Annotated in this window: 20 protein-coding genes and 1 pseudogene; 10 read left to right on the forward strand and 11 right to left on the reverse strand. The window is 43.3% G+C overall.

Features of this window, described 5'->3' with window-relative positions; all coding sequences use genetic code 11:
* The first annotated feature begins 20 nt into the window (after positions 1 to 20).
* Positions 21 to 3,461, forward strand: a complete 3,441-nt coding sequence (locus MSTHT_RS08615) for a DNA polymerase II large subunit (protein ID WP_048167426.1) — start codon at positions 21 to 23, stop codon at positions 3,459 to 3,461.
* Positions 3,458 to 3,634: a hypothetical protein gene (locus tag MSTHT_RS14530; protein ID WP_156149738.1), complete on the forward strand. Its 177-nt coding sequence runs from the start codon at positions 3,458 to 3,460 to the stop codon at positions 3,632 to 3,634. The genes MSTHT_RS08615 and MSTHT_RS14530 overlap by 4 nt, the downstream gene beginning before the upstream one ends.
* Before the next feature lie 137 nt (positions 3,635 to 3,771).
* Here the strand turns inward: MSTHT_RS14530 and mmp10 are convergent, their stop codons facing one another.
* The gene (mmp10, locus tag MSTHT_RS08620; RefSeq protein ID WP_048167427.1) at positions 3,772 to 5,007 is read right to left on the reverse strand and encodes a methyl coenzyme M reductase-arginine methyltransferase Mmp10; all 1,236 of its coding nucleotides are present in this window, start codon (positions 5,005 to 5,007) and stop codon (positions 3,772 to 3,774) included.
* A 417-nt stretch (positions 5,008 to 5,424) separates the two neighbouring features.
* Between mmp10 and mcrB the strand changes: the two genes are divergently transcribed.
* The 5 genes from mcrB to mcrA are packed head-to-tail and all read left to right on the forward strand — an operon-like array spanning position 5,425 to position 10,370.
* Positions 5,425 to 6,729, forward strand: coding sequence for a coenzyme-B sulfoethylthiotransferase subunit beta (gene mcrB, locus MSTHT_RS08625; protein WP_048167428.1), 1,305 nt, complete (start codon positions 5,425 to 5,427; stop codon positions 6,727 to 6,729).
* Between the two features lie 24 nt (positions 6,730 to 6,753).
* Complete coding sequence (gene mcrD / locus MSTHT_RS08630; protein WP_048167429.1) at positions 6,754 to 7,269, forward strand: methyl-coenzyme M reductase operon protein D; 516 nt, start codon at positions 6,754 to 6,756, stop codon at positions 7,267 to 7,269.
* A gap of 6 nt (positions 7,270 to 7,275) precedes the next feature.
* On the forward strand, positions 7,276 to 7,896 hold the full coding sequence (gene mcrC / locus MSTHT_RS08635) for a methyl-coenzyme M reductase I operon protein C (RefSeq protein ID WP_048167430.1): 621 nt from the start codon (positions 7,276 to 7,278) through the stop codon (positions 7,894 to 7,896).
* Between the two features lies 1 nt (position 7,897).
* Positions 7,898 to 8,644 (forward strand): coenzyme-B sulfoethylthiotransferase subunit gamma, encoded by a 747-nt coding sequence (gene mcrG / locus MSTHT_RS08640; protein WP_048167431.1) that lies wholly within the window; start codon positions 7,898 to 7,900, stop codon positions 8,642 to 8,644.
* Between the two features lie 10 nt (positions 8,645 to 8,654).
* Positions 8,655 to 10,370: a coenzyme-B sulfoethylthiotransferase subunit alpha gene (gene mcrA / locus MSTHT_RS08645; protein WP_048167432.1), complete on the forward strand. Its 1,716-nt coding sequence runs from the start codon at positions 8,655 to 8,657 to the stop codon at positions 10,368 to 10,370.
* A gap of 166 nt (positions 10,371 to 10,536) precedes the next feature.
* Here the strand turns inward: mcrA and MSTHT_RS08650 are convergent, their stop codons facing one another.
* The 5 genes from MSTHT_RS08650 to MSTHT_RS08670 all read right to left on the reverse strand — a co-directional run bounded on the left by MSTHT_RS08650 (position 10,537) and on the right by MSTHT_RS08670 (position 16,067).
* Positions 10,537 to 11,517, reverse strand: a complete 981-nt coding sequence (locus MSTHT_RS08650; RefSeq protein WP_048167433.1) for a 50S ribosomal protein L11 methyltransferase — start codon at positions 11,515 to 11,517, stop codon at positions 10,537 to 10,539.
* 283 nt (positions 11,518 to 11,800) lie between these two features.
* Positions 11,801 to 13,093: a 3-phosphoshikimate 1-carboxyvinyltransferase gene (gene aroA, locus MSTHT_RS08655; protein WP_048167434.1), complete on the reverse strand. Its 1,293-nt coding sequence runs from the start codon at positions 13,091 to 13,093 to the stop codon at positions 11,801 to 11,803.
* A gap of 172 nt (positions 13,094 to 13,265) precedes the next feature.
* A complete protein-coding gene (locus MSTHT_RS08660; protein WP_048167435.1) occupies positions 13,266 to 13,919 on the reverse strand; it encodes a thymidylate synthase in 654 nt (217 codons plus the stop codon).
* Between the two features lie 253 nt (positions 13,920 to 14,172).
* Positions 14,173 to 15,036 (reverse strand): zinc metalloprotease HtpX, encoded by an 864-nt coding sequence (gene htpX / locus MSTHT_RS08665; protein ID WP_048167436.1) that lies wholly within the window; start codon positions 15,034 to 15,036, stop codon positions 14,173 to 14,175.
* A 473-nt stretch (positions 15,037 to 15,509) separates the two neighbouring features.
* On the reverse strand, positions 15,510 to 16,067 hold the full coding sequence (locus tag MSTHT_RS08670) for a dihydrofolate reductase family protein (RefSeq protein ID WP_052721864.1): 558 nt from the start codon (positions 16,065 to 16,067) through the stop codon (positions 15,510 to 15,512).
* Between the two features lie 54 nt (positions 16,068 to 16,121).
* Here MSTHT_RS08670 and MSTHT_RS08675 point away from each other — a divergent pair, with 54 nt between their 5' ends.
* The gene (locus MSTHT_RS08675; protein WP_048167437.1) at positions 16,122 to 17,210 is read left to right on the forward strand and encodes a hypothetical protein; all 1,089 of its coding nucleotides are present in this window, start codon (positions 16,122 to 16,124) and stop codon (positions 17,208 to 17,210) included.
* Positions 17,211 to 17,499: 289 nt separating this feature from the next.
* Positions 17,500 to 18,309, forward strand: a complete 810-nt coding sequence (locus MSTHT_RS08680; protein WP_082086816.1) for a nitrilase-related carbon-nitrogen hydrolase — start codon at positions 17,500 to 17,502, stop codon at positions 18,307 to 18,309.
* 166 nt (positions 18,310 to 18,475) lie between these two features.
* Here the strand turns inward: MSTHT_RS08680 and gatB are convergent, their stop codons facing one another.
* The 4 genes and pseudogenes from gatB to MSTHT_RS08700 form a co-directional block, all read right to left on the reverse strand.
* Positions 18,476 to 19,963 carry an Asp-tRNA(Asn)/Glu-tRNA(Gln) amidotransferase subunit GatB gene (gene gatB, locus MSTHT_RS08685; protein WP_048167438.1) on the reverse strand — a complete coding sequence of 496 codons (1,488 nt, stop codon included), beginning with the start codon at positions 19,961 to 19,963 and terminating at the stop codon, positions 18,476 to 18,478.
* Complete coding sequence (gene gatA / locus MSTHT_RS08690) at positions 19,964 to 21,391, reverse strand: Asp-tRNA(Asn)/Glu-tRNA(Gln) amidotransferase subunit GatA (RefSeq protein ID WP_048167439.1); 1,428 nt, start codon at positions 21,389 to 21,391, stop codon at positions 19,964 to 19,966.
* Between the two features lie 12 nt (positions 21,392 to 21,403).
* Positions 21,404 to 21,685, reverse strand: a complete 282-nt coding sequence (gene gatC / locus MSTHT_RS08695) for an Asp-tRNA(Asn)/Glu-tRNA(Gln) amidotransferase subunit GatC (RefSeq protein ID WP_048167440.1) — start codon at positions 21,683 to 21,685, stop codon at positions 21,404 to 21,406.
* A 466-nt stretch (positions 21,686 to 22,151) separates the two neighbouring features.
* Positions 22,152 to 23,008: pseudogene (locus tag MSTHT_RS08700) on the reverse strand (coenzyme F420 hydrogenase/dehydrogenase beta subunit N-terminal domain-containing protein).
* Positions 23,009 to 23,575: 567 nt separating this feature from the next.
* Between MSTHT_RS08700 and MSTHT_RS08705 the strand changes: the two are divergent.
* Positions 23,576 to 25,009 (forward strand): methanogenesis marker 14 protein, encoded by a 1,434-nt coding sequence (locus tag MSTHT_RS08705; RefSeq protein ID WP_048167441.1) that lies wholly within the window; start codon positions 23,576 to 23,578, stop codon positions 25,007 to 25,009.
* Between the two features lie 127 nt (positions 25,010 to 25,136).
* On the opposite strand, the gene MSTHT_RS08710 is transcribed toward MSTHT_RS08705, so the two are convergent.
* The gene (locus MSTHT_RS08710) at positions 25,137 to 25,460 is read right to left on the reverse strand and encodes a DUF2098 domain-containing protein (RefSeq protein WP_048167442.1); all 324 of its coding nucleotides are present in this window, start codon (positions 25,458 to 25,460) and stop codon (positions 25,137 to 25,139) included.
* Positions 25,461 to 25,635 lie beyond the last annotated feature (175 nt).

Here is a 25,635-nt window from a genome sequence, read left to right on the forward strand (position 1 = left end):
CTTTTTAGAGGAGCTTTCAAATGGGAGAAACAATTGCAAGTAAGGAAATGCATGAATACTTCGACGAGCTTGAAGCAAGACTAAATGAGGCTATCGAGATTGCAAATAAGGCTCGAGCTCGTGGAGGAGACCCAAAACCCACTGTAGAGATTCCCCTTGCTAAAGACCTTGCGGATAGGGTTGAGAACCTTATAGGAGTAAAAGGAGTTGCTGCGAAGCTCCGCGAGCTTGAGAAAAGGATGTCAAGGGAAGAAGCTGCTCTCGAAATCGGGCGCGAGGTAGCTGAGGGAGAGGTTGGAAGCTTCCCGACAAAAAAGGATGCAGTTGAAGCTGCGATTCGGGTTTCCATGGCAACCCTTACGGAAGGAGTGGTTGCAGCTCCTATTGAAGGTATTGACAAAGTTGAGCTGGGAACGAATGATGATGGTTCGCGGTATATACGGATTTTCTACTCGGGACCCATCCGGAGTGCAGGTGGAACTGCTCAGGCTCTTTCCGTGCTTGTTGGCGACTACGTAAGGCGAAATATAGGTATTGATCGCTACAAGCCGAGGCCTGAGGAAGTAGAGCGTTATGTGGAAGAGATACTGCTTTATAAAAAGGTTGCAAGCCTGCAGTACACGCCCTCGGAAGAGGAGATCCGCCTGATAGTTAAGAATTGCCCTGTCTGTATTGATGGCGACCCAACCGAAGATGCCGAGGTTGAGGGGCACAGGGATCTGGAAAGGATAGGGACAAACCGAGTTAGAGGGGGAATGTGTCTTGTGCTTGCAGAAGGGCTCGCACTTAAGGCGCCTAAAGTCAAGAAACATGTTAATAAGTTAAACATGGATGGATGGGACTGGCTGGAAACCCTCATTGGCGGTACAAAAAAAAGTGATGATGAGAAAAATGAACAGAAAAACAAGATTAAACCTAAGGATAAGTACATAAGAGACCTTATTGCAGGCAGACCGGTTTTCTCCCATCCCTCAAGACCAGGAGGATTCAGGCTCCGATACGGGCGATCCAGAAATACTTCTTTTGCGGCTGCAGGGATTAATCCCGCTACCATGGTTTTACTTGATGATTTTATTACTAACGGGACTCAGCTCAAGATTGAAAGACCCGGAAAAGCTGCAGCTATGTCTGCCGTAGACTCGATAGAAGGACCAACTGTTCGCCTTTATTCTGGAGACCTTATTCGTATAGATAATATAGACGAAGCCTATGAACTTCGTTCACAGGTAGAGGAAATAATAGATATCGGGGAGATCCTGATTAATTATGGCGACTTCCTGGAAAATAACCATCCTCTCATGCCCTCCCCTTATGTCTTTGAATGGTGGCTGTATGACTACGAAGCAGCCTGCCCTGAGACAATACCCGAGAAAGAATTAAAAGAACCATCGGCAGCTCTGGCTCTCAGGCTCTCGCAGGAATACGGTATTCCTTTACACCCGAAATTTACGTATCTCTGGCACGATATAGACCGAAGCGAGTTTGAAGCTTTAAGGAAATTCGTGGCTGAAAAAGGGAATTTCTCGGCTGAAGATGGAATTCTCAGGCTGCCCCTGAGACCCTGCCTTGAAAGTGGTATCAAATTTATACTTGAAAAACTCCTTGTGCTCCACAGGGTAAGAAATGAAACCATACTGATTGAAGAAGCTCTTCCTTTTATTTTCTGTCTTGGACTTGATAGTCACCTGAATGTTAAAGCCCAAATGCCTGATATCGAGGATATGGTGGAGGCTGCATCTCTTTTAAGCGGGTTTAAGGTTTTCCCGAGGGCTCCTTCGAGAATAGGGGCAAGAATGGGAAGACCGGAGAAATCCGACCTGAGAAAGATGTCTCCTGCAGCTCAAGTCCTCTTTCCGATAAGCAATGCAGGGGGAATTACACGAAATCTGGTTTCTGCTTCAGATTATACGGCTTCCATGAATGGGAAGGTAGGCGAGATTGAAGTGGAACTCGGAATCAGGGAATGCAATGGCTGTGGAAAAGAGACTTATTTCTGGCGCTGCGACTGCGGAGAATACACCCATTCCAAACTTTTCTGTCCCCGCTGTAAAATCGAGGTTAGAGATACTGAAACCTGCCCCAAATGCGGTAGAAAGCCAACTTCCGTTTCAAATGTCAAACTGGACTTTCGCTCAATTTACAAGCAGGCTTTTGAGAATTTGGGGGAAAGGGAAAAAATGGACCTTATTAAAGGTGTAAAACGGCTCATGAACGGCCAGATGACTCCCGAGCCTCTGGAGAAGGGCATTTTGCGAGCAAAACATAATGTTTACGTTTTTAAGGATGGGACTGTCCGTTATGACATGTCAGATATTCCACTTACACATGTCAGGGCTGATGAAATCGGGATAACAGCAGCAAAACTCCGAGAACTCGGCTACGTTGAGGATATTTACGGAAAACCCCTTGAGAGGGATGATCAGGTTGTCTGCCTGAAAGTTCAGGATCTTGTGATTTCTTACGATGCGGGGGAGTATATGCTGCGTACGGCAAAATATGTGGACGACCTGCTTGTTAGATATTACAAGGTTGAGCCTTATTACAATGCCGAGACAGTTCAGGATTTAATAGGCGAACTGCTTATCGGACTTGCACCGCATACCTCAGCAGGCGTGCTTGGGCGTCTAATTGGGTTTACTAAAGCTTCAGTGGGCTATGCTCATCCTTTCTTTCATGCTTCAAAACGCAGGAACTGCGATGGGGATGAAGATTGCGTGATGCTCCTCATGGATGGAATCCTTAATTTCTCACGGTCTTATCTCCCGGAGAAGAGGGGTGGAAAAATGGACGCACCTCTTGTACTTACTACGAGAATAGATCCCAAAGAAGTAGACAAAGAGGTGCATAATATAGACGTATCTGCAAGATATCCTCTGGAGTTCTACAGAGCTACTCAGGAAATTAAAAACCCCACAGAGCTTGAATGTATTATGGATCTTGTGAGTGGCAGACTTGGAACGCCGGAGCAGTATGAGCATTTTATGTTTACACATGATACTACAAATATTGCTGCGGGACCGCTCAACTCATCATATAAAACTTTAGGAAGCATGATCGAGAAAATGGAAGCTCAACTTTCCCTTGCCAATAAAATAAGGGCAGTAGATGCATCAGATGTAGCTGAAAGAGTGCTCAAGTCCCATTTCCTTCCTGATCTTCTTGGAAATTTACGTTCCTTTTCCAGGCAGCGGATGCGCTGTATAAAGTGTGGAGAGAAATTTCGGCGTCCTCCGCTGATCGGTACCTGCCCTAAATGCGGAGGTAACATAGTGCTGACTGTACACGAAGGAGCTGTCCGTAAATATCTTGAGGTTTCAAAAGAAATCGGGGAAAGATATAGGGTTTCCAGTTATACTCGACAGAGAATTGAACTTCTTGATAAAGATATATGTTCTCTATTTGAAAACCATAGGGTTAAACAATTGGGACTTTCGGACTTCATGCCCGGGTCAGCGCGTTGAGAATGGATGAAAGGAAAAATAAACATATAAAAAAAGATTATTCTGATGAATTTAAAGGAGGCAGGGCACTTAGGGAGCCAAAAAATGCAGAAGCATTTATTAATAAGTTCTCCAATTTTACTGTTAACATTCTTACCATCATTCTAATAGCATTATATAGCTTTTTTGGGTAATTATATATTTAAAGGGCTATTTATATGCTATCTTTTTGATTATCTATATCCTTCACTGAATTTGTTTTTTTATACTGTATAGTGTCCTTTTTTTCTAAAACTCAAGCAGATTAACTATATTATAATTATGATCGGATTTATTCCACAGGCAGTCCAAGAGAGTTAATCTGCCCTATCAGTTCAGTAAAGTTTTCAATCTCCAGCTCAAGAACCTCTTCTCTGCTCATGCCTATTGACATCTCACCGTCTACGGAAAGACGTTCTGGACCCCTGCGGACAAGCCTGTCAATCCCGTCTCTTTTTAGGGCTTCTTTAACCTCCATATCGTGAACAAAGGCTCTTCCGGGAATAAAAACAGTCTCGCTTACTTCTGAAAGATCCAGTTTCTCAAAATCCTCAATCGTAAGGAGGCATCCAATGTCTTTTTTGGGAGAAACAATATTCACAGAGCCTCCAATAGCCTCAAAAATCTCCCGTAGTCTTGGAGCTGCTATCTGGCCTGTAATGATAGTGGCTTTCTTTGTGATTTTAGGAAGTTTTTCAAGGGCTTCGGGAACATTCCTGATGGCAAAAGGAGAACCAATTAATGGGTCTTCAAGTGGGGTTCCTGTAATCCTTATTGAAGGGTGGTTTGCTGCGGATCTCCGTACTAGCTCCGTGAATTCCTCAACAGTGTGTGGAATTATACCCGGAATGATGGGAGCATTATTGAGGATAAGTCCATTTTCCGGAAAGTTTGCAAATCTCATCAGGATAGCTCCTTTTGCACCCATATTTTCCAGGTCATTGAGTGTTTTCTCAAGGATTTCTCCGTCGTTTACTCCCGGAATTAGTACAATAGCTCCGTACACATCGCAATGAGCACAGAAATCCCGAAGAACCTGCAAAGAAGCTTCAGGTTCCGGATCTTTCATATATTCAGCTCTTAAAGCAGGATCGGTTGCAAAAACTGTAAAACTCACCTCTGTAACTCCGTGGTCTATGTAGAAAAGAGCATCATCAGGCTTGCTGAAACCTTTTCCACTTGTATATCCCAGATGTATTTGGGTTCCGAATTGAGATAGGAAAGCGACAAGATTTCCCAGTTCCGGGTAACAGCTTAAATCGCCCCCTCCGCTGATGGTGAATTTTGTTACCTCACCATTTGCAAAATAGAGTTTTCTTGCGGTTTCTTCCAGCACAATTTGAAGAGGTTTGAAACCTGAGTAGGATTCCTTTACACTGCGAGTACAGTAATCGCATCCTTTTTTAAAAGGGAGACAGTACTTGCAGCCTAGAGGCTGAATGTCTTTGACTTTCTTAAAATAACAATATTTACAGAAGCCTCTACAGTCTACCCCTGGGTTTCCGCCTATATCGATAACTACTTCCATATTAAACTTTCGTATTACCAAGATATTACTAAATCTTTTTGGTATGACCCTCAGTTAATAGAATAACGTATTAAAAATATTAACTTAATATTCACGTGATCTTAAAAAAAAATAGATTAATGTAATTTTGTCGATTTCTATCAACTTTAAATAATGTCAGAATATAGTTCGCCGGAGGATATCGTTTTTTTATATAATTACACAAAAATAGATTTTATATTAATAAAATTGTTTTTAAAAAAATATACAAATTCATCGCTCAAAGAACACAAAAGATTTAAGTACCTTCTAAACGAATGAGATTTCATTGGGAAAGTGGACACTTAAAAACGACGCGGTACTTGATTTATTGAGTGCATAAGCACTTTAGTAGTGACCAGTCCCAAAATGATTTTAATAAATTAAGGAGGAAATGAAGTGTCTGACACAGTAGACATCTACGACGACAGAGGAAAACTGCTCGAGAGCAATGTCGACATTATGAGTCTTGCTCCAACAAGAAACGCAGCAATTAAAAAGATCATCATGGACACCAAGAGGTCCGTCGCAGTCAACCTCGCAGGTATTCAGGGTGCACTTGCCAGCGGCAAGATGGGCGGAAAGGGCCGTCATATCTTAGGCCGTGAACTCAACTATGACTTGGTCGGCAACGCAGATGCAATTGCAGAGAGTGTTAAAAAGTATGTCCAAGTCGATGAAGGCGATGACACCTTAGTAAAGGTCATGAAGGGTGGAAAAAGCCTTCTGATTCAGTCCCCATCATCCAGGATGATTGCCGGCGCTGATTATATGGCAGCCACCACAGTCGGTGCAGCAGCAGTTACCCAAACCATTATTGACATGTTCGAAACCGACCCATATGACGCCCCCATAGTAAAGGGAGCTGTCTGGGGAAGCTACCCGCAGACAATGGATCTCATGGGTGGAAATGTTCAAGGCATTCTCAGCATCCCCCAAAACAACGAAGGTCTCGGCTTCTCCCTCAGGAACATTATGGCCAACCACGTTGCAGCAATCTGTAACCGGAATGCAATGAACACAGCAGCCCTCTCATGTATCTATGAACAGACTGGTATTTTCGAAATGGGTGGAGCAGTCGGTATATTCGAGAGACAGCAACTCCTCGGTCTTGCATACCAGGGCCTTAACGCCAACAACCTCTTATATGACATGGTAAAGGAAAACGGTAAGGAAGGTACCATTGGAACCGTTGTCGAATCCGTTGTCCGCAGGGCAATTGAAGACGGTGTTATCTCCGTTGACAAGACCGCTCCTTCTGGATACAAATTCTACAAGGCAAACGATGTCCCCATGTGGAATGCCTATGCAGCAGCCGGTACCCTTGCAGCCACCATGGTGAACTGTGGTGCAGGACGTGCAGCTCAGAACGTTTCCTCAACACTTCTCTACTTCAACGATATTCTTGAGAAGGAAACCGGTCTCCCAGGATGCGATTACGGTAAAGTTGAAGGTACCGCAGTAGGATTCTCATTCTTCAGCCACTCCATCTATGGTGGCGGTGGGCCTGGTGTCTTCAACGGTAACCACGTCGTTACCAGACACTCCAGAGGATTCGCAATCCCCTGCGTATGTGCAGCAGTAGCCCTTGACGCAGGCACCCAGATGTTCTCAATCGAATCAACATCTGGCCTGATAGGCGACGTGTTCGGTGCAATACAAGAATTCCGCGAGCCGATTAAGGCAGTTGCAGGAGTGCTCTAAACATATAACTCAAAAGGTCTAACGATGTCAGACTCTGCTTCAAATACTGAAGATTTTATTCAAATCGAAATCTTTCCCAGTAGAATCCTGTCCCCTGAAACAGCTCAGAAACTCATATCTGAGATATATAAGGTGGACGGGGTAATCCGCGTTATGGTGCAGGGCAACCGGCTGCCTGATAGGGTATGTGCTGGGCCCGGCACCGGGGAAAGGGTGGAACATCCACTGAGAAAGCCTATTCAGATTGGAGATCAGGTTGTTGAATTAAAAATCTGTGTGGGTAGGATCAGGGTTGAACTTTCAAACGCCGAAGCTAAAGAACAGATCAGGGAAATATGCGAAAAACTGTTCCCGTTCCCCTTTGAATTCAGGGAAGGACATTTCCTCAGAAGGAAGCCGACTGTAACTGACTATGCCAAACTCGGCCCTGGAGCAGATCCTCGGTTCCTTGGTATGGTAGATCCCAAATCCAGAGCAGATCAGCTCATCTTTATTGAGAAACAAGAGAAGCAAGAAAAAAAAAGGGATCAAAATGAGTGAAAAAGTATGATGATCGACCGGGAAACGCAGGTAGTAGACTGCAGATGCGGTGGCGGACTTGGCAAAGGAGGAGGACTTGCTCAGCGAGGTACTCTATCGGAAGCCGGCCGTGCTGATGTTATAGCTATTGCCATGAGTCCCGGGCAGAGGCATATCACAAAACCGGTATGCGAGATCACATACGGAATGAGGAAAGAAAACATCCAGGTAAGTGTGCTGGTGCTGTACTCAGGCTCCGGAATTCCTGAATCTGGAATGAGAACCGGATCTTTTGTACTGAGTCCGGTAGAAGTCGCACAGATTGAAATGCACAAACTGGCTGTTATTCACCTTGGAAATATCAAGGACCATGTTATTAGAAAAACCAGGGAAATCCTGAGTCAGGCTAATATTCCGGCGATTATAGTCAGCCAGATCCCAGTGGATTTCGAGGATTTCGCAGAAGCAGGGATAAAGACGAGATTAGTGATGCCAAGGGATGAAAATATTCGTACAAAGGGAATTGTGATGGATACGGTGAGCGGAGTTACACGTGGTGACTCCTGTCCCAGGGACAAGCTAAATTTGATCATTAAATACGTCAAGACTACATTAGACCAGTTAGAAGATCATAAAGGAGTTGCATGAGATGGCATACGAGAGACAATTTTATCCAGGCGCAACATCAGTTGCCGAAAATAGAAGAAAACACATGTCTGGAAAACTTGAGAAACTCAGGGAGATTTCAGACGAAGACTTAACAGCAATTCTCGGGCACAGAGCCCCAGGAAGTGACTATCCAAGCACCCACCCACCACTTGCAGAAATGGGAGAGCCAGCATGCCCGATTCGCGAGATCGTTGAACCTACACCTGGTGCAAAGGCTGGTGACAGAGTCAGGTACGTCCAGTTTACTGACTCCATGTACAACGCGCCTGCAACCCCATACTTCAGATCATACTTTGCAGCAATCAACTATAGAGGCGTAGACCCAGGTACCCTTTCCGGACGTCAGATCGTTGAAGCCCGTGAGAGGGACATGGAGAAGTGCGCAAAGGTTCAGATGGAAACCGAAATCACAGACCCCGCACTCTCAGGTATGCGTGGAGCAACCGTCCACGGTCACTCTGTCCGTCTCCAGGAAGATGGTGTGATGTTCGACATGCTCGACAGGAGAAGACTCGAAGGTGGCACCATTATAATGGATAAGGACCAGGTTGCAATCCCACTCGATAGGAAAGTAGACCTCGGAAAGCCAATGTCCAGCGAAGAAGCCGCAAAGAGGACCACAATTTACCGTGTGGACAATGTACCCTTCAGGGACGATGCAGAAGTCATTGAATGGGTACAGAGGATATTTGATCTGAGAACAAAGTACGGATTCCAGCCGAAATGAGGTGATCACGATGGCAGCAGATATTTTCGCAAAATTTAAAAAGAGTATGGAAGTCAAATTCGCACAGGAATTTGGTTCAAACAAGCAGACCGGCGGCGACATCACCAGCAAAACTACAAAGTTCCTGAGACTTGGCCCTGAACAGGACAACAGAAAGGTCGAAATGATTAAAGCCGGTAAGGAAATTGCAGAAAAGAGGGGCCTTGCATTCTACAACCCAATGATGCACTCTGGTGCTCCTCTCGGTCAGCGTGCAATCACTCCTTACACCATCTCCGGTACTGACATGGTCTGTGAACCCGACGACCTGCACTACGTCAACAACGCTGCAATGCAGCAGTTCTGGGACGACATCAGGAGAACCTGTATTGTCGGTCTTGACATGGCTCACGAGACCCTTGAGAAGAGGCTGGGTAAGGAAGTTACCCCTGAAACCATTAACCACTACCTTGAAGTCCTTAACCATGCCATGCCCGGTGCAGCAGTGGTTCAGGAAATGATGGTTGAAACCCACCCTGCCCTTGTTGACGACTGCTACGTCAAGGTCTTTACCGGTGACGACTCACTTGCAGACGAAATTGACAAACAGTTCCTTATTGACATCAACAAGGAATTCCCAGAAGAACAGGCAGCTCAGATTAAGGCTTCCATAGGCAAGACCTCCTGGCAGGCAATCCACATCCCAACAATTGTCTCCAGAACAACTGATGGTGCTCAGACCTCAAGGTGGGCAGCCATGCAGATCGGTATGTCCTTCATCTCCGCATACGCAATGTGCGCCGGTGAAGCAGCCGTCGCTGACCTGTCCTTTGCTGCAAAGCACGCAGCTCTTGTCTCAATGGGTGAAATGCTCCCAGCAAGGCGTGCACGTGGTCCAAACGAGCCCGGAGGACTGTCCTTCGGTCACCTGGCAGACATCGTCCAGACAAGCCGCAAAGTCCTTGACGACCCAGCAAAGGTAGCCCTTGAAGTCGTCGGTGCAGGCTGTATGCTCTACGACCAGATCTGGCTCGGATCCTACATGTCCGGTGGTGTTGGGTTCACCCAGTATGCAACAGCTGCATACACCGATGACATCCTCGACAACAACACCTACTACAACGTTGACTACATCAACGACAAGTACAACGGTGCTGCAAAAGTCGGTAAGGACAACAAGATAAAGGCAACCCTCGAAGTCGTAAAGGACATCGCAACCGAGTCCACAATCTACGGTATCGAGACCTACGAGAAGTTCCCGACTGCCCTTGAAGATCACTTCGGTGGTTCCCAGAGAGCAACCGTGCTCGCAGCCGCAGCCGGTGTCGCAACTGCCCTCGCAACTGGAAACGCCAATGCCGGTCTCTCAGGCTGGTACCTCTCCATGTACCTGCACAAGGAAGCATGGGGCAGACTCGGATTCTTCGGATACGACCTGCAGGACCAGTGCGGTGCTACAAACGTTCTGTCCTACCAGGGCGACGAAGGTCTTCCAAACGAACTCCGTGGTCCAAACTACCCCAACTACGCAATGAACGTCGGTCACCAGGGTGGATACGCAGGTATCGCTCAGGCAGCCCATGCAGGCCGTGGAGACGCATTCACCGTCAACCCACTCGTAAAGGTCTGCTTCGCTGACGATCTCCTGCCCTTCAACTTCGCTGAGCCCAGGAAAGAGTTCGGCCGCGGTGCCCTGAGAGAGTTCGTGCCTGCTGGTGAGAGATCCCTCATCATTCCAGCAAAGTAAGCTAAATAAGTTAAAAACCTTAAAACAGAGTAGGCCTCAGGCCTACTTTTTGCCTCTTTTTTTCAGTGACTCTTACTTTTTTCCTACCGCGATTTGTTAAAGAGCCTGCTCTAAAGCAGCAACACCAAAAAATTAACGAGCGGAATTTTCCAGAATATCAAATACTTTAAATCACGACAACGTTTTTGCCTAATTTCCCTGCAGTCTCTACGAATTCTGTTGTATCTACCCCAGGAAATGTATCTACAATGCAGATATCAAATTCCTCATCCACAGAACTCACTAATTTTCTTATATCCATGCTGTAAACTTCAAACTTGTCTCCAGAAGCTATTAATTCATCTTCACTATCTGACGGGTTAACTGGAAATCCATTAGCTTCCAAATTAATTAAAGTAGCTTCTATCGCAGGGTTCCATATATCATTAAAAGTTACTTTTCGCGCTCCAGCTTTAAGGCATGTAATTCCTAAAGTCCCTGGACCACATGTACAATCAAGAACAGCAGGTCTATCATAATTTTTCAAAGCTTTCTCAAGTGTCTCTATTTTGGGAAATTCTACCCTTGGGAACTCTATATGAATTTCATGCTGATATTTGTATATTCCTAAAGTACCATAAGGAGTCTGTATAATATCACATCTCAAATCGCATCCAGCAAGAAGTTCATATACATGAGGATTAGAATCAGAATCCTTTATACCTACTGTTTTTCTTATATCTCCCTTTAAAACCCCTTTAACCTCCCCAACTTCCTTTACAATTTTCTCAGCACAGTTTTTATCCATTTCGCTAGATAATATTACTAAAGAATCTTCAGACAAATAGGGGACGGAATTAATTGGATAGCCAGGCGTCACAAGAGGAACACATGCATTCCTTAAATTAGCTTTTCTATCTTTTATTCCTTCATCAATCATTATTTTTAGTACGTGAGACATTACAACATCAAGATGTCTCTTGCCGCATTTACAACTCCCAAAAGAATTATCAATTTTATCTAAGTTAATCTGATCGGCTAGAGGAGAAAATTTCTTTATATTTTCTGCTTTACAATTGTTACAGGGCTTATAGAACAAATCAATATCTTTTAACACTTCCGAAACAGGTTTTATGCACCTATTTCCACATTTACAGCTTATCTCCATAAGTTTAGATATGGATATTTTGTATAAGTATTATATCATTTCTTATTTGCTTAATTCTTGTTCTGTTTATTTTAAAATGCGAATAATTTCTTTGATCTGCTGAAGATTGATTCAAAAAAGAAAATATTAAATGTTTAAGAATTTTTTCTGTTATACGGCTATCAATGTTAAATTTTGACATTAAAACAGCATCTAGCTTACAGCTAATCTGCATCTAGATTACAGCTAATCTGCATCTAGATTACAGCTAATTTGCATCTAGACATCCAGATCTTATTTTAACTTATTCTTCTGAAATATCCTTAATTCTTGCTCCAAGACCGCGCATATCTTTAAAGAAATCCGGGTAAGAGATAGAAACGGATTCAGTTGTATCAATAGTTGTGTTTCCTGCAACCATTCCTGCCAGGGTAAGTGCCATAACGATCCTGTGGTCATCCCAACCGTGAACCTGTGCTCCCTTAAGTTTCCCGCCAGTGATGGTCAGGCTGTCCCTTTCCTCCTTAAGGTCTACCCCAAGCTTTGGAAGTTCGGTTGCAAGGGCGCGCAGACGGTCAGTTTCCTTATATCTGACATGCTCAGCGTTTTCAATCCTGCTCGTTCCCTCGGCAACTGCAGCCAGAACAGCAATGGTCGGCACAAGATCAGGAGTTGCCCCTGCATCAAAGGTTATAGCTTTTAATTTTCTTCCCCCCCTGACGGTCACATTACCTGCTTCTTTATCCCAGACTATATCTGCTCCCATCTGTCTCAAAGTCTCAATAATTACCTCATCTCCCTGTCTTGAAGGGAAAAGATTTTTGACTGTAACTTCTGATTCGCCGACCATAGCTGCGGCTGCGAGCAGATAGGATGCAGAGGAGAAGTCACCTGGAACGATGTAATCTTTGAGGTCATACTTCTGTTTGCCCGGTATTATAAATCTGATACCATTACTCTCATCTGTATGGATTTTAGCGCCTGCCAGTTCAAGCATCTCAAGGGTTATATCAATGTAAGGTCTTGATTTAAGTTGACCTTTAATGGAAAGAGTGGTGCTGTTTTCAGCAAGTGGGCAGATTATGAGGAGGGCTGAGATAAACTGGGAACTAATAGTACCGTCAATACTCACTTCCTGCCCTTTTATTCCCCCTTTAACTACAAGCGGAGCTCTCTCATTCCCTCGCGTGGAACAGGCTTTTACTCCCAATTTATTGAGAGCCTCAAGAAGAGGTCCGTTTGGTCTGGTGCGAAGGGAAGCATCGCCTGTAAGCACTGTAGTCCCTTCAGTAAGGGCTGCTACTGCAGTCATAAAGCGAAGGGTTGTCCCTGAATTTGCGGCATTGATCACATCATCAGGGACTTTGGGTTTCCCATTATTACCATGGATAATAAGCTTGTCTTCCATTCTCTCAATCAAAGCTCCAAATAATTCAGAAGCCCTGATTGTAGCAAGGGTATCGGCTGATATCAGAGGACGTCTGACAATTGATTCTTTTGAGAGAGCTGCCAGAGTTATAGCCCTGTGAGTGTAACTCTTTGAAGATGGAGCAAAAACCTCCCCTTTAATTGAAGATTTGTCGATAGAAACACGCATGTGTACCAGAGCTCTTTTATTTTTGTTTTGATTTCCCTCAGACTAAGATGTTTACTTTTAGTATTTTGAATATATTTTCCAGAACTACAAAAAAATTAATCAAAATTTATAAGATTTGAACGGACTAAATTAATTTGAGTAAATTCAAAGAACGGTTGATGAGATCAAAAGCTCAGTTTACCCCTTTTACGATGTTTTCTATCAGATCCCAATCATGGTCATAGATATGCGCTGAGATACTAACTGTAGTGATTGTGCCTGGCTCGGCTCCAACCCTATCGGCTACATACTCGAGGAGTTTCGAGAGCCCGTAAAGGTTTGCTGGATAAGCTCCACCAAAATCGTGGCTTCTAAAGAGAGTAGTAAGGTGAATCTTTCCATCTCTTATCTTAAAGTCATCCAGAATCATGCAGGGGACTTCGTTAACCTTAGTATCTACTGATGGAATCCATGTGACTGCTATTGCTCTCCTTGATGTCGGGGTTTCCTGCAGCTTTTCGATTACATATTTTATCTGGTCCACTTCCCCGCTCCAGTTTCTAAGGCGTTGTCCGTAAGTGTACTCAAAGTCCTGTACGTTTTCACCTGAGATAAGCTGCTTTGCATACTCCTCAAGCCTTTCCTCATTCCAGGCAATATCGTGCGGGATTCTATCAGTATAAGGATCTTCAATAACTATCATCAGATTCATGAATTCCCTTATCTGGCTTCCCCTTTCATCGGTAATCATCTTCCCGTGGTTCCAGATAATGTTAAGCCCACGGTACCATGCATCAGATATATTTTTAGCTCTGATGATCCTGCCAATCTCAAAATTGTTTTCCATTGAAGATTCCCCAATAAAATCAGGAATTTACCTTTTTTCTTTATTTACCACTTTCTTTTATATGTGCTTTCTCACAGGCATATTCCGGATTTTTTGCTGCATGATAGTACCCATGTATGATTTAAAAAATTCCGGACAAAGAAAGAGTGTAAAGAAAAGAGATAAAGAGAATAGAGAAAAGAGATAAACACAAACCAAAGAAAAAATTTACAAAAAAGTTAGATTAAAAGAGATAAAGGGTTGAGGAATCTTTTCAGATCCTCATTGCTCTCAGGCGCCTAACCCTTTCTTCGGTTACAGGGTGAGTTCTGAAGAGAGACTGAATCGCTCCGCCTTTTAATGGGTTGACAATAAACATATGAGCGCTGCTTTCCTTTGCCTGCACGTCTGAAATGCTAGGCCTGTAATGGGCATTCCCATATTCAAGCTTCTCAAGGGCATTGGCAAGTGCCCAGGGTTTTCTGCAAATGCTGGCCCCCTCTGCATCGGCTGCAAATTCTCTTGACCTTGAGATTGCAAGCTGAATCAGGGTTGCAGCGAGAGGTGCTAAAATTGCCATAGCGATAAGACCTATTATCCCACCGCCATTTTCATCATCCCTGTTCCCAAAACCACCAAAGATTGCAGCCCACTGAGCCCAGTTGGCAAGCATTGTGATAACACCTGCAAGGGTTGCAGCTATAGCACTTATCAGGGTATCCCTATTTTTCACATGTGCAAGTTCGTGTGCCAGCACACCTTCCATTTCTTCATAAGAGAGCAACTGAAGAATCCCGGTTGTAACAGCCACAGCCGCATTCTGTGGATTTCTGCCGGTTGCAAAGGCATTCGGCATTCCGGATTCTATGATACATACTTTAGGCTTTGGTAACCCTGCTCTCATAACGAGCCCATCGACAATCCTGTGCAGGTTCGGAGCTTCCGCTGGGGAAACTTCCCTTGCCCCGTACATTTTGAGTACAATTTTGTCGCTGTACCAGTAGCTTCCGAAGTTCATGATTATTGCAAAAATAAAAGCAATAATCATTCCAGTCGGTCCCCCAATGACCCTTCCTATCACAATCATGAGACCAGTAAGGGCGGCAAGCAAAACTGTAGTTTTAAGAATGTTCTTCATGACTTATCACACGACGTCCTCCCAGGCTAATGTCTGGGTTTTCGGTCTTTGACTTCTAGTTTGAAATTTTTTTTCTTAAGTTGATTTAAGTAGAATTAGTATTGTTTATTCTGATTACCGATATATAATTTTTCTCTCAGTTACACAGGTTGACACAATTGTACTATTTTGACTACTTTGTTTATCTAAAATTAATTCCAAATTTCATAAAGTGGAAAATCTTTTTCTCAAAAGTGAAAATTTCCTTAATTATCTGGTTTGTTTTATTCTTCTCTTTAAGAAGCTGGGAGAACCCAACTTCTGAATAGTTACTAATATTTCGTTCTACATATATTTATATTTAATGTGGTCCTGAAATAACTAGTTTGTATGATCTTGAGATAACTAGTTAGAAATCAAACTAATATTGGATTTAAAAATATATATATTTATTGAAAGCGCCTTTGGGTCATTTTCAATAAGTTAAATTTTAGCTATTTTTGTGCCCATCCCTGGATCTCGTACTCCACTCCCACCAGTCCGTTCTCATATCTTTCAACCCTTCCGGTCTTTAATCTTATTTCTTTCCCAATCCGATCAAAAAGTGGAATCCCACCTCCAAGAATAATGGGAACAATAGTAACAATCAGATCTTCGACCAGATTTTCTTCAAGGAATGTCTTTATAAGCTGTGATCCACCAACGAGCCAGATATCTTCATCAGTACTTTTCTTAAGCCAGCGAACAAATTCCCCGACATTCCCGGAGACAAATTCTACGTTTTTTTCCCGGTGCAAGGGCTCGTTCTGTCGTGTGAAAACATATGACTTTTTATCCCCATAAGGCCAGTTTCCAAAGCTCAGAACCTGTTCATAGGTTTTTCTGCCCATCAGGATTGTTCCTATAGAGGAATAGAATTCGGAATAGCCGTAGTCCGTTTCAGGATTGTTATCATATTTTGTTAACCAGTCTATACTGCCGTCTTCTCGGGCTATGAAGCTGTCGAGGCTGCAGGCGATATAGAATCTAATTCTGGGTATATTTTCTTTCAATGTCCCCTCCCCTTTAGTAACTTTTATCTGATTTTGTGTGATTTTACTCCTTATATGCCTTCTCCGAGAATACCGATATCTCTAAAAACAGAACATTCTCTAAAAGACCACCTTTACTGGAATTTCCTTAATCTTATCACTTTTCTTATCGGGTCAATAGCGATTGCCAGAGATTCAATCAAATGGGCAGCCGTTTACGCAGGAATAGCCCTGTTTTTCTTCCTTATTATTAAACTCCGTTTTGCCTGCACTCACTGCCTTTATTATATAAGGAGTCAGGACCGCGTAAAATGCACTATGCTCCCGGGAGTCCCAAAACTTTTTAAAGCTCGACCCGGTTCTCACAGCCCTTTTGAGAAGGCTATGATTGTTCTTGGAGCTTTGCCTGTTTTTCTTTTTCCGGTCTACTGGCTGGTCAGGGAACCGATAATGCTGGGAGCCTATATCGTTGCGTGGGTTCTTTTCATTTTGACTGCCCGCCGGTATGAATGTATAAGGTGCATTAATTTCGAGTGTCCTGTAAATAGGGCACCTGCAGGCGTGAAAATAGCGTTTAAGAAAGGGGACGATTTTTCCTGGGATGCTGGATTTTCAGAAGAAGAACTGCAGAAATCAGGCTCATATAAATGTACATCTCTTAAAATGAAGCACGAATTTAAAGATGTTCTGTACTGGAACTTCATAACACTGACTCTTTTATGTTCGGCAGGACTTGCAATTGGTATTTACTCAACAGGATGGCTGCTTGCCTACATTTTTTTAGTCTTTTTTCACTTTTACGCCCTGGAACAGCGTTTTTTCTGCACCCATTGCCCTCACTATGTAGCGAGTGAGAAAAAAGTGAAATGCATGATGAACTGGGGCTGGCCAAAGTATTTCAAACCTAGACCGTATCCTCCAGGCAAATTTGATCTTGCTATTACTACTCTAGGATTTTTAGTCGTGATTTTTTTCCCTATTCCCTGGCTTTTGAGAGAGCCATTTCTGATGTTTACCTACTCACTTTCCATTTTGATTTTCTTGCTGACGATATGGAGATACGAGTGTTCACACTGCATCTACTTCGGATGTCCTTTTAACATGGTTCCGGCTGAAGTGAGGAGAAAGTTTGAAAAAGTGATTAATGGGGGTCTTCAGCAATAAAAAAGTTTAGAGAAGTGATATAAGATTAGAATAGAAATAACCTTCCGATTTCACAGGCGGTATTTCTTTTTTTTGCAATTAAATGCTCCAATTAACGGCAAGTACTGACTTCTGGATTAACCATATAACTTCTGGATTAACCATATAAATAATAGGAAATTATTTATGCTCATCAATTTTGTATGTAAAGCGCTGCTTGACAGTATTTATTTTTTAATTATTCTCAATTTGCATTGCGATTCCAATCTAAAAATATAAAAATTACGATTAAAACTATCAAAGTTAAAGAGTGACTAACGTGAAAGCCGCCTGCATCCAGATGAATATCTCACTTTGCTCAAAACAGGAAAATCTTGAGCGCGCCCTCGACCTGGGCGAAGAAGCGGTTTCTAAAGAGGCGGAGTTGCTCGTTTATCCAGAAGTTTTCTCAACAGGATTTTGTTATGACCGGATAGAGGAAGTGGCTGAGACGGTCTCAGGTCCTACGCTGGAAGCTTTATGTGATTTTTCAAAAGAATATAGGTGTATTCTTACAGGCTCAATGATAGAAAAGAGAGAAATGGAAGGCGTAAGTAAAGAAAGACAGCTTCCTTCTCAGTTCAACCTCGGTTTTTGCATAGAATCCGGAAAGCTTGCAGGCGTACACAGGAAAACTCAGCTTTATGGTCCTGAAAAAGAATATTTTGCACTTGGGGACCGGATACACCCCATTAGGCTGCAGAAACATGGACTTTCCATAGGGCTCATAGTCTGTAACGAACTCCGGTATCCGGAGGTAGCCCGAAAACTGACACTTGAAGGAGCTGACCTGCTGGTTTCAGCTGCTGAAATACCAGATTTTTATCTATATCCCTGGCGAATTATGTCTTTATCTCGGGCAATTGAAAATCAGCTGCCTCATATCGCCTGCAACAGGGTGGGAAAAGACAGATACTCAAATTATCCAGGTGGCTCTTTTATTGCTGACGGATGGGGTCGGATTCTGGCAGAAGCTGGAGAAAAAGAATGTATTCTTCTCGGAGAAATCGATCTTGAGGAAGCAAAAAAAATCAGACAAACTGGCTCGATTCTGGAAGACCGTAGACCTGAACTTTATTAATTTAAGAATTATTTAAATCATATCCAAGCAGAAAATTTATTCAATAATAGATAGAGAAAAAAAGCTTAAAAGAGCGCTTATAGTAAAAGCAATTCGATAAATAGTCTTATAAGCGGTTTAAAATGGTACCTGTTTTTAAATTAAATAAAAGGTGAACCCTGCCGGGTTACCCTTTCAGTTCTTTGATTATCAGTTCGCGTGCGATTTTTGCGTCTGCCGTGCCTTTTGTCTTTTTCATGACCTGTCCCACAAGGAAGTTCAGGGATTTCTCCGTGCCTCCAAGATAGTCCTGTACAGCAGCTTCATTTTCAGCGATTACTTCGGCAACAGCTTTAGTCACCAGATCGTCTTCGGCTTTGAAAAGACCCTTTTCTTCGATAATCTGGGATGGGGTTTTTTCCTCTTTAGTGTCCAGCATGTTTCGAATAACTTCAACTGCAGCCCTGTCACTGATTTTACCTTCGGCAAAGAGGTTAACCAGTTCTACCATATCCGAAACTTTAAAGGACTTCTTTATTCTCGGATCTTTTGCATGGATGAAACCTATCTTCTCTCCATCATAAGAAGAGATTGCAAGATCACGGTAGTTTAACTCCCCTAGGAATACGTCAGCCGTCCAGGTGGCTGCAAGCTTTGGATCCACACCTTTTGCACAGACCCCTTCATAGAAGTCAGCAAGCATAATCTTTGATGTAAGAGACCGTGCGTGCATATCTGTAATTCCATACTGCTCCATGAAACGGGAGCGTTTGACATCCGGAAGTTCAGGCAAAGTCTCTTTAATCGCAGGAATCCAGTCTGTAACACGAATAGGCATGAGGTCGGGTTCGCGGAAGTAGCGATAGTCTTCAGCTTCTTCTTTTGTCCTCATTGAGAGCGTAACGCCCCTGCCCTCATCATAGTGCCTAGTCTCCTGTACAACTTTTCCTCCACGCCTGATCACATTCTTCTGGCGCATAATCTCATAAAGAAGGGCTCTTTCAACTCCTTTATGAGAGGAGATATTCTTAATCTCAACACGGGTACCCCCATGGATAGAGACATTTGCATCCACACGCATTGCGCCTTCCAGGTTGCCGTCAAACACATCAAGATACTCAAGGATATTTCTGAATTTGTCAAGGAACCTTCTTGCCTCTTTGGGACTGCGCATGTCGGGTTCTGTAACAGCCTCAATTAAGGGAATACCTGATCTGTTGTAATCTATAAGGACACCCTTTGATCGCTCTATGCTTCCTATGTGCACAAGCTTTCCAGGATCTTCTTCCATATGGGCTCTTGTGATCCCTACCGTATGTTCCCCGTCTTCACCTTCAATTACGATTTTTCCTCTGCTTACGATTGGGAAATCATACTGCGTAATCTGGAAACCTTTGGGAAGGTCAGGGTAAAAGTAGTTCTTCCTGTGGAACTGCGTCTCTTCTGCGATCTCCCCTTCGAGGGCAAGCCCCACTTTAATTGCAGCTTCCACTGCTTTTTTGTTAAGTACAGGAAGCGCTCCCGGGAGACCCAGGCAAACAGGGCAGGTGTGAGTATTGGGAGCTGCATTGTGATAGTCCGTAGAGCAGCCGCAGAACATCTTGGTCTTAAGTTTGTTCAGTTGAATATGGATCTCAAGCCCAATTTTTACCCCATCAGGGTTCTCATAGACCATTTATGCCACCTCCGGGGGTCTCTTTGTGTGATAATCGGTATTCTGCTCAAAAGTATATGCCGCACGCAGTACAGTAGGCTCGTCAAAAGGTCTCCCAATTATCTGAAGCCCTATTGGCAGGCCGTCAGTGAAACCGCATGGCACGGAAATTGATGGGACTCCTGCAAGATTTATTGGGCAGGTATTTACGTCTGAAAGGTAGAGGGTGAGCGGATCCTCGATCTTTTCTCCTATTTTAAAAGCAGGGGTCGGCATGGTTGGAGCCATAAGCACATCAAATTTTGAGAGCACACTGTCGAAGTCCTGCTTCACAAGAGTCCTGACCTTCAGAGCTTTTAAATAGTATTTGTCGTGGTACCCTGCTGAAAGGGCATAGGTTCCAAGCAGAATTCTTCGTTTAACCTCTGAACCGAAACCCTCAGCTCTTGTTTTTGAAACCATCGCATGCCAGTTTTCGCCACTTTCTCTAAACCCGTATCTTGTTCCGTCGAAGCGGGCAAGGTTTGAAGAGGCTTCACTCATTGCAATGATGTAATATGAAGCAAGGGCATACTTTATATTCGGCATGGAAACCTCTTCCCATGTCGCTCCGAGACTTTCAAACTTGTGTATGGCATTCCATACGGCTTTTTCAATATCTGGATGTATGCCTTCTCCGAAAAATTCCTTCGGTACCCCGATCTTAAGCCCTTTTACATTGTCGACAAGGGCTTTCTGGTATTCAGTATTACGGTCAATGGAAGTAGAATCCCTGTGGTCGTAGCCAGCTATGACATCCATAAGGACAGCAATATCTGTTACATTATTTGCAATAGGTCCTATCTGCTCAAGAGAATTTGCGTAAGCCACTAGTCCATATCTGGAAATGACTCCGTATGTAGGTTTAAGCCCAACAACCCCGCAGAAAGCTGCAGGACAGCGCACGGATCCGCCTGTATCCGAACCAAGGGAGAAAGGAGCTTCTCCTGCTGCAACGACTGCTGCACTGCCTCCGGAAGACCCACCCGGCACTCTTTCAAGGTCCCAGGGGTTTGCAGTTGGCCCATAGTAACTGGTTTCCGTAGAAGAGCCCATTGCAAACTCATCCATGTTGGTTTTTCCGAGGATTACTGCTCCCGCTTTAAGGAGCTTTTCGACAACATGAGCATTGAATGGAGGGACATACCCCTCAAGAATCTTCGAACCGCAGCTATTTGGCAAGCCGGCTACGGAAATATTATCCTTTATCGCAATTGGCACACCTGCAAGAGGACCATTGTGTCCTTCGCTATCAGTTCTTTTTGCCTGCTCAAGGGCTTTGTCAGATACCGTTATATAACCATTAATTTTGCTCTTTCTTATAGTTTCAAGGTAGTGAGCTGTTACTTCTTCGGCTGAGCTTTCTTTGATTTTCTCTTTAACCTGTGCAACACTCATCCATTTTGCCATCAAAAATCCTCCTCAGCCAATTTTCGGAACTCTGAAAGCCCCATCCTGTTTGTTTTCGGTGTTGGAAAGAACAACTTCCTGCGGGATGGATTTTCCAACCACATCTTCCCTGAATACGTTATATATCTCAGCCACGTGATAAGTGGGAGCTACATCTTCGGTCTTCAGTTCATCAAGCTGTCCGAAGTATCCCAATACTGAGTTAAGTTTTTCCATATATTCGACTGTCTCCTGTTCGCTGATATCAATACGAGCAAGCCAGCCGATGTGTTTTACATCTTCTTTTGTGATCATGAAAGTTCCTCAAAAATAGAATAATCCTGAATAGAATGCCGTTGGTTGCTGCATAATAGAAACAGGTTAATTGAATAAATATATATTCATCTCCCCCTGCGTCTAATGCTCCCTCGAGAAAATAGAACTGTCGCCTGAGTTCCGCCTCACCCGAGTTCCGTTTCGCCCGAATCCCTTCTTGAGAAGGTGAACCCTTTTCGCTGCCCGAGTCCCGCCTCGCCCGAGTTCCATCTCGGGAGGACGGTGCCCTTTTCGCTTCGCTCAAGAGGGCGAATTTGGAAAAAGAATATCTACCTGAGTCAGCAGGGTTAGGAATAAGATAAACTGTTTTTCAATTCGCTTGAGAAGTGCGTTATACAAATGCTTTATGACAAATGAAATCTTTAATTTCGGTAGCTTATTGTAAACAAATTTCAAATTTTTAGCTGGAACATGATGATAACATACCTCTTTTCGTTCTTCATTTTTATGCTTTCTGTCTTTTGCTTATATCATACATTTGGACTTTCTTCATTTTTGCGAGGTTGAGTACTCTTTCAAGTTCATTGTCCTCAAGATGCCGGGCTTCAATATAACCATTGTCTACAGCCTCGTTGAAGATTTCATACCCTATGGCTGAGCGGGCAAGGACTGTAGTCCAGCCCTGCATTTTAGTAACAGCGTCTATATTACAACTTGTCCCCACAAAAGCAATGCTGTTCATTCCCTGTTTGATTGCACTCATAAGGGCTTCAAGCGTCATGGAATGAGAGTAAATACTGCCGCTACTTTCAAGAATCTCTTCCCTGGTTCTCGCGACAATAGGTATGGGTTTCCAAGGCTCTTCCTTTGAGCGAATAGTAACCACAGCGCAATCTATCAATCCTTCCTCCAGAGCATAAAGGAGAAGCGATGTAACAACCCCTCCATCCTGGCCTCTTACTTCAGGGATTGCAGATCTTGCAGCGTATGCGTAACGGAAACAACCTACAAGCCCTTCTTCCGTTGTTATGGTTCTTGGGCACTGGTAGTAACAGATTCCACAGGCTTTGCAGGGACCTACCAGTTTTGGTACGCCGCCCTCGATAGTTATGTATTCACAGCCTGCTGCGCAGGCTCCACAAAGAGTACAGATGCCTGGTTTTATGATATCTTTTCTCAGTTCTCCAAAGGAGATTTTCTCTTTTTCACTAAGACCCCGTTTGAGTCAGATTACACTTTTTTCCAGAGCATCGAATTTTTGTTTGCATTCAGGACTGCAGAAATAATAGCTTTTCCCCCGTAGTCCGAGATGTGTTGAGTATTGTCAGGAATAATTTTCTTGCAGATAGGATCAAGTGGCATTATGAGCCTCCGATGTAGGTTTACTTGAGAATCTCAAAAAGTGGCTTCAGGCTTGATTATTATTCAGAAATTGATTCAGTGCCTGCCTCATATGATTATTATATTTACATGCGATTATAATATTATATTTATTAAATCTATATACACTTTTTTATAGTTATGTCATTTATATAGAAAAGATAATATAGAACATATACACAGGATAAATTAATATAAAGAAAAAAACTAAAAATTAAAAAACCGAATCTGAAGAAAGATTTAAATTTTGTTGAATTCCCCATCTGAATATTTTAGCAAAGGTTATTATAGGCTTTTGTTAATCTTCTTTATCTATTGATTAATTATATCCTTTTTAGATATCTTTTAAGGTTCTGGAAAATCAATAATTCAGAAAGATCTAATCTCATATACTGATTCCTAAATCTTAAAATCTCACTCGTTCGAAATGGTCTTAACTCGTTTGAATAATCTTCAAGTAGACCTTAATTATCTCCAGATTAAGTTTACAAAATAATTTGTTATATAAATTGCATTTATATGATGCAGATCCTCAGGAAGGAGTTAAAAATGGCTCTGAAACCTAGAATTACAGAATCCCCCAAAGTTCGTTTGATTGATCTTAAGTCAAAGCCCTTCTTTATTGTAGCTTCTGTAGAAGTTGGAAATACAACAACCAAATCTATTCTTACGGCTACCAATATGGACACTGGAAGGACTCATATCATAAACAAGGTCGTGCGGATGACAAGAGATGTCCGTCCTCCCAAACCCGGTGAAGTCGTGTTCGGTAAGACACTTACAGGTGTTGAACTTACTCGTGAGTCAGTTGCAGAACTGGTGCGCGATACCCTCACAGAGTCGGTGGAAAGAGCTAACCTTGACATAAAGACCGATCTGGACTTTGTAGTTCGTTCCACAGGGGTTGTTGCAGGTTTTGATTCTCCTGACGAGGTAGGTGAATTTATTAAAGCCCTGGCAGATGGGTGCCTGATGGCAGGGGTTCCGCCCAAAAACATGACACCTCCCATGTCTATCTCAAATATTTCCAAAAAGTTCCAGAAATACAGTAAGCTAGAAGAGGTGATTTTTGACGGAGCTGTCGCAAGCGTAACGCCGCCAATAGGCTCAACTGGTGTTGAGATTGTTGCAAATGAAATGGAAGGAGAACTTGCCACCGCTGGAATTAAGGAAGCAGCTCAGCTTACAGATGTCGACTTCAGGAATCCCTGTATATCTATCGATTTTGGGACAACTCTTGATGGCAGGATTACAAGTCCTGACCTGCCGTACGCAAAAACAATAGGCAACTTCTGCGGATATGCCGGAGCAATTCCTGATGCGATTGTCCGCGGCTCGAGGATAGTTGATTCAAAAGTAGGAACTGCTCTTGAAATCCTTGAGAAAGAGAAAACTCCTTCATTTCTTACCTTGAAGATGAAGGCTAAGACAATTGAGTCATTTGCAAAGCGTATTCATGAGCTTATCATTATAGAAAAAGTCCCAAGGAATAGAACGAGGTACGGAAGCGTGCCTGTAAGACCGGATGCTGCCGAGCAGATAGGCGTAATACTCATAGGCTGTGATGTAGGAGAAAACGGCTCCGATATGGGCAAGCTCAGCGCTATAGGCATGGAAATCTGTAAGACTCACGGACTCCAAGTTGTCTATGCTGTAATTGACGAGGTAATGGCAGGCGTAGCTTGCAGATTGATCAAAGTTGCAAAAGAAGAAGGGCTTATTTTTGAGGACACAACTATAGGATTCACAGGCAGGGCAGGTATTACAGGAAACAAACCCAAATTGATCCTGAAATGCCTGGATGAATTGAATATTGCTCCTAAAATAGACGAAAGGGTAGTCTTTGTAGATGACGGACTTGCAAGAGGTGCAGCCGTGATGGCTCGATGCATGAATTCCCTGGGCTCGCCTCAACACCCTCTCGGCGGCAGGCACGGCGGCAAGTGTATTCTTGCACAGAGGGTAAAATTACAGAAAAGATAAGACCAGATTAACTATATTGAGCACACTGAGACAATATTGAAGATAGGGAACTACAAGAAAAATATTTGGTATTTATGTAAAAATAAAAAGATTAAAAAAGAAAGTTCTTAAAGTGCAGGAAGAGGTTTTATCCTCCTGCCCCACCGCCGCCGGCTTTCCCAACATCAAAAGTCTGCATCGCTTCTCTCTGTCTTCTAAATCTTTCTTCCAGTTCCTCCGGAGTGAGTTCCCTTTCTATCTTTTCTTTAACTTTAAGCTCAGTTGGCTCCAGAGTTTCTTCCTTATACCAGAGGCCTGTACTTTCGAGTAGAACCCATACATTCCCCTGCTCATCTTTTTTGATTTCAGTTACGCGGCTGATTGTGTCGCTGTTTACGTATTTGACAGTGTCTCCCACTTTAATGGATTTCTTATTTCGCCCTACCGCTGTGATTACCGCAGCTTCAGCCATGTTCTCACCTCGAGGGCTTCCAGGACACTGGCATCTTAGGTCCTGTAAGTCCCTATTTAACTGCTTATAGGTTGTCATCTAATAAAGTTTGTGTGAAAAATTTTTAAAAATAATGGTTTTATCAAAACTGTGCTGAAGGCGTCTTTTGGGAAGGCTCTGAGGAGTATTTTTTCAG

This window comes from Methanosarcina thermophila TM-1, assembly GCF_000969885.1.
GTDB classification, from domain to species: domain Archaea; phylum Halobacteriota; class Methanosarcinia; order Methanosarcinales; family Methanosarcinaceae; genus Methanosarcina; species Methanosarcina thermophila.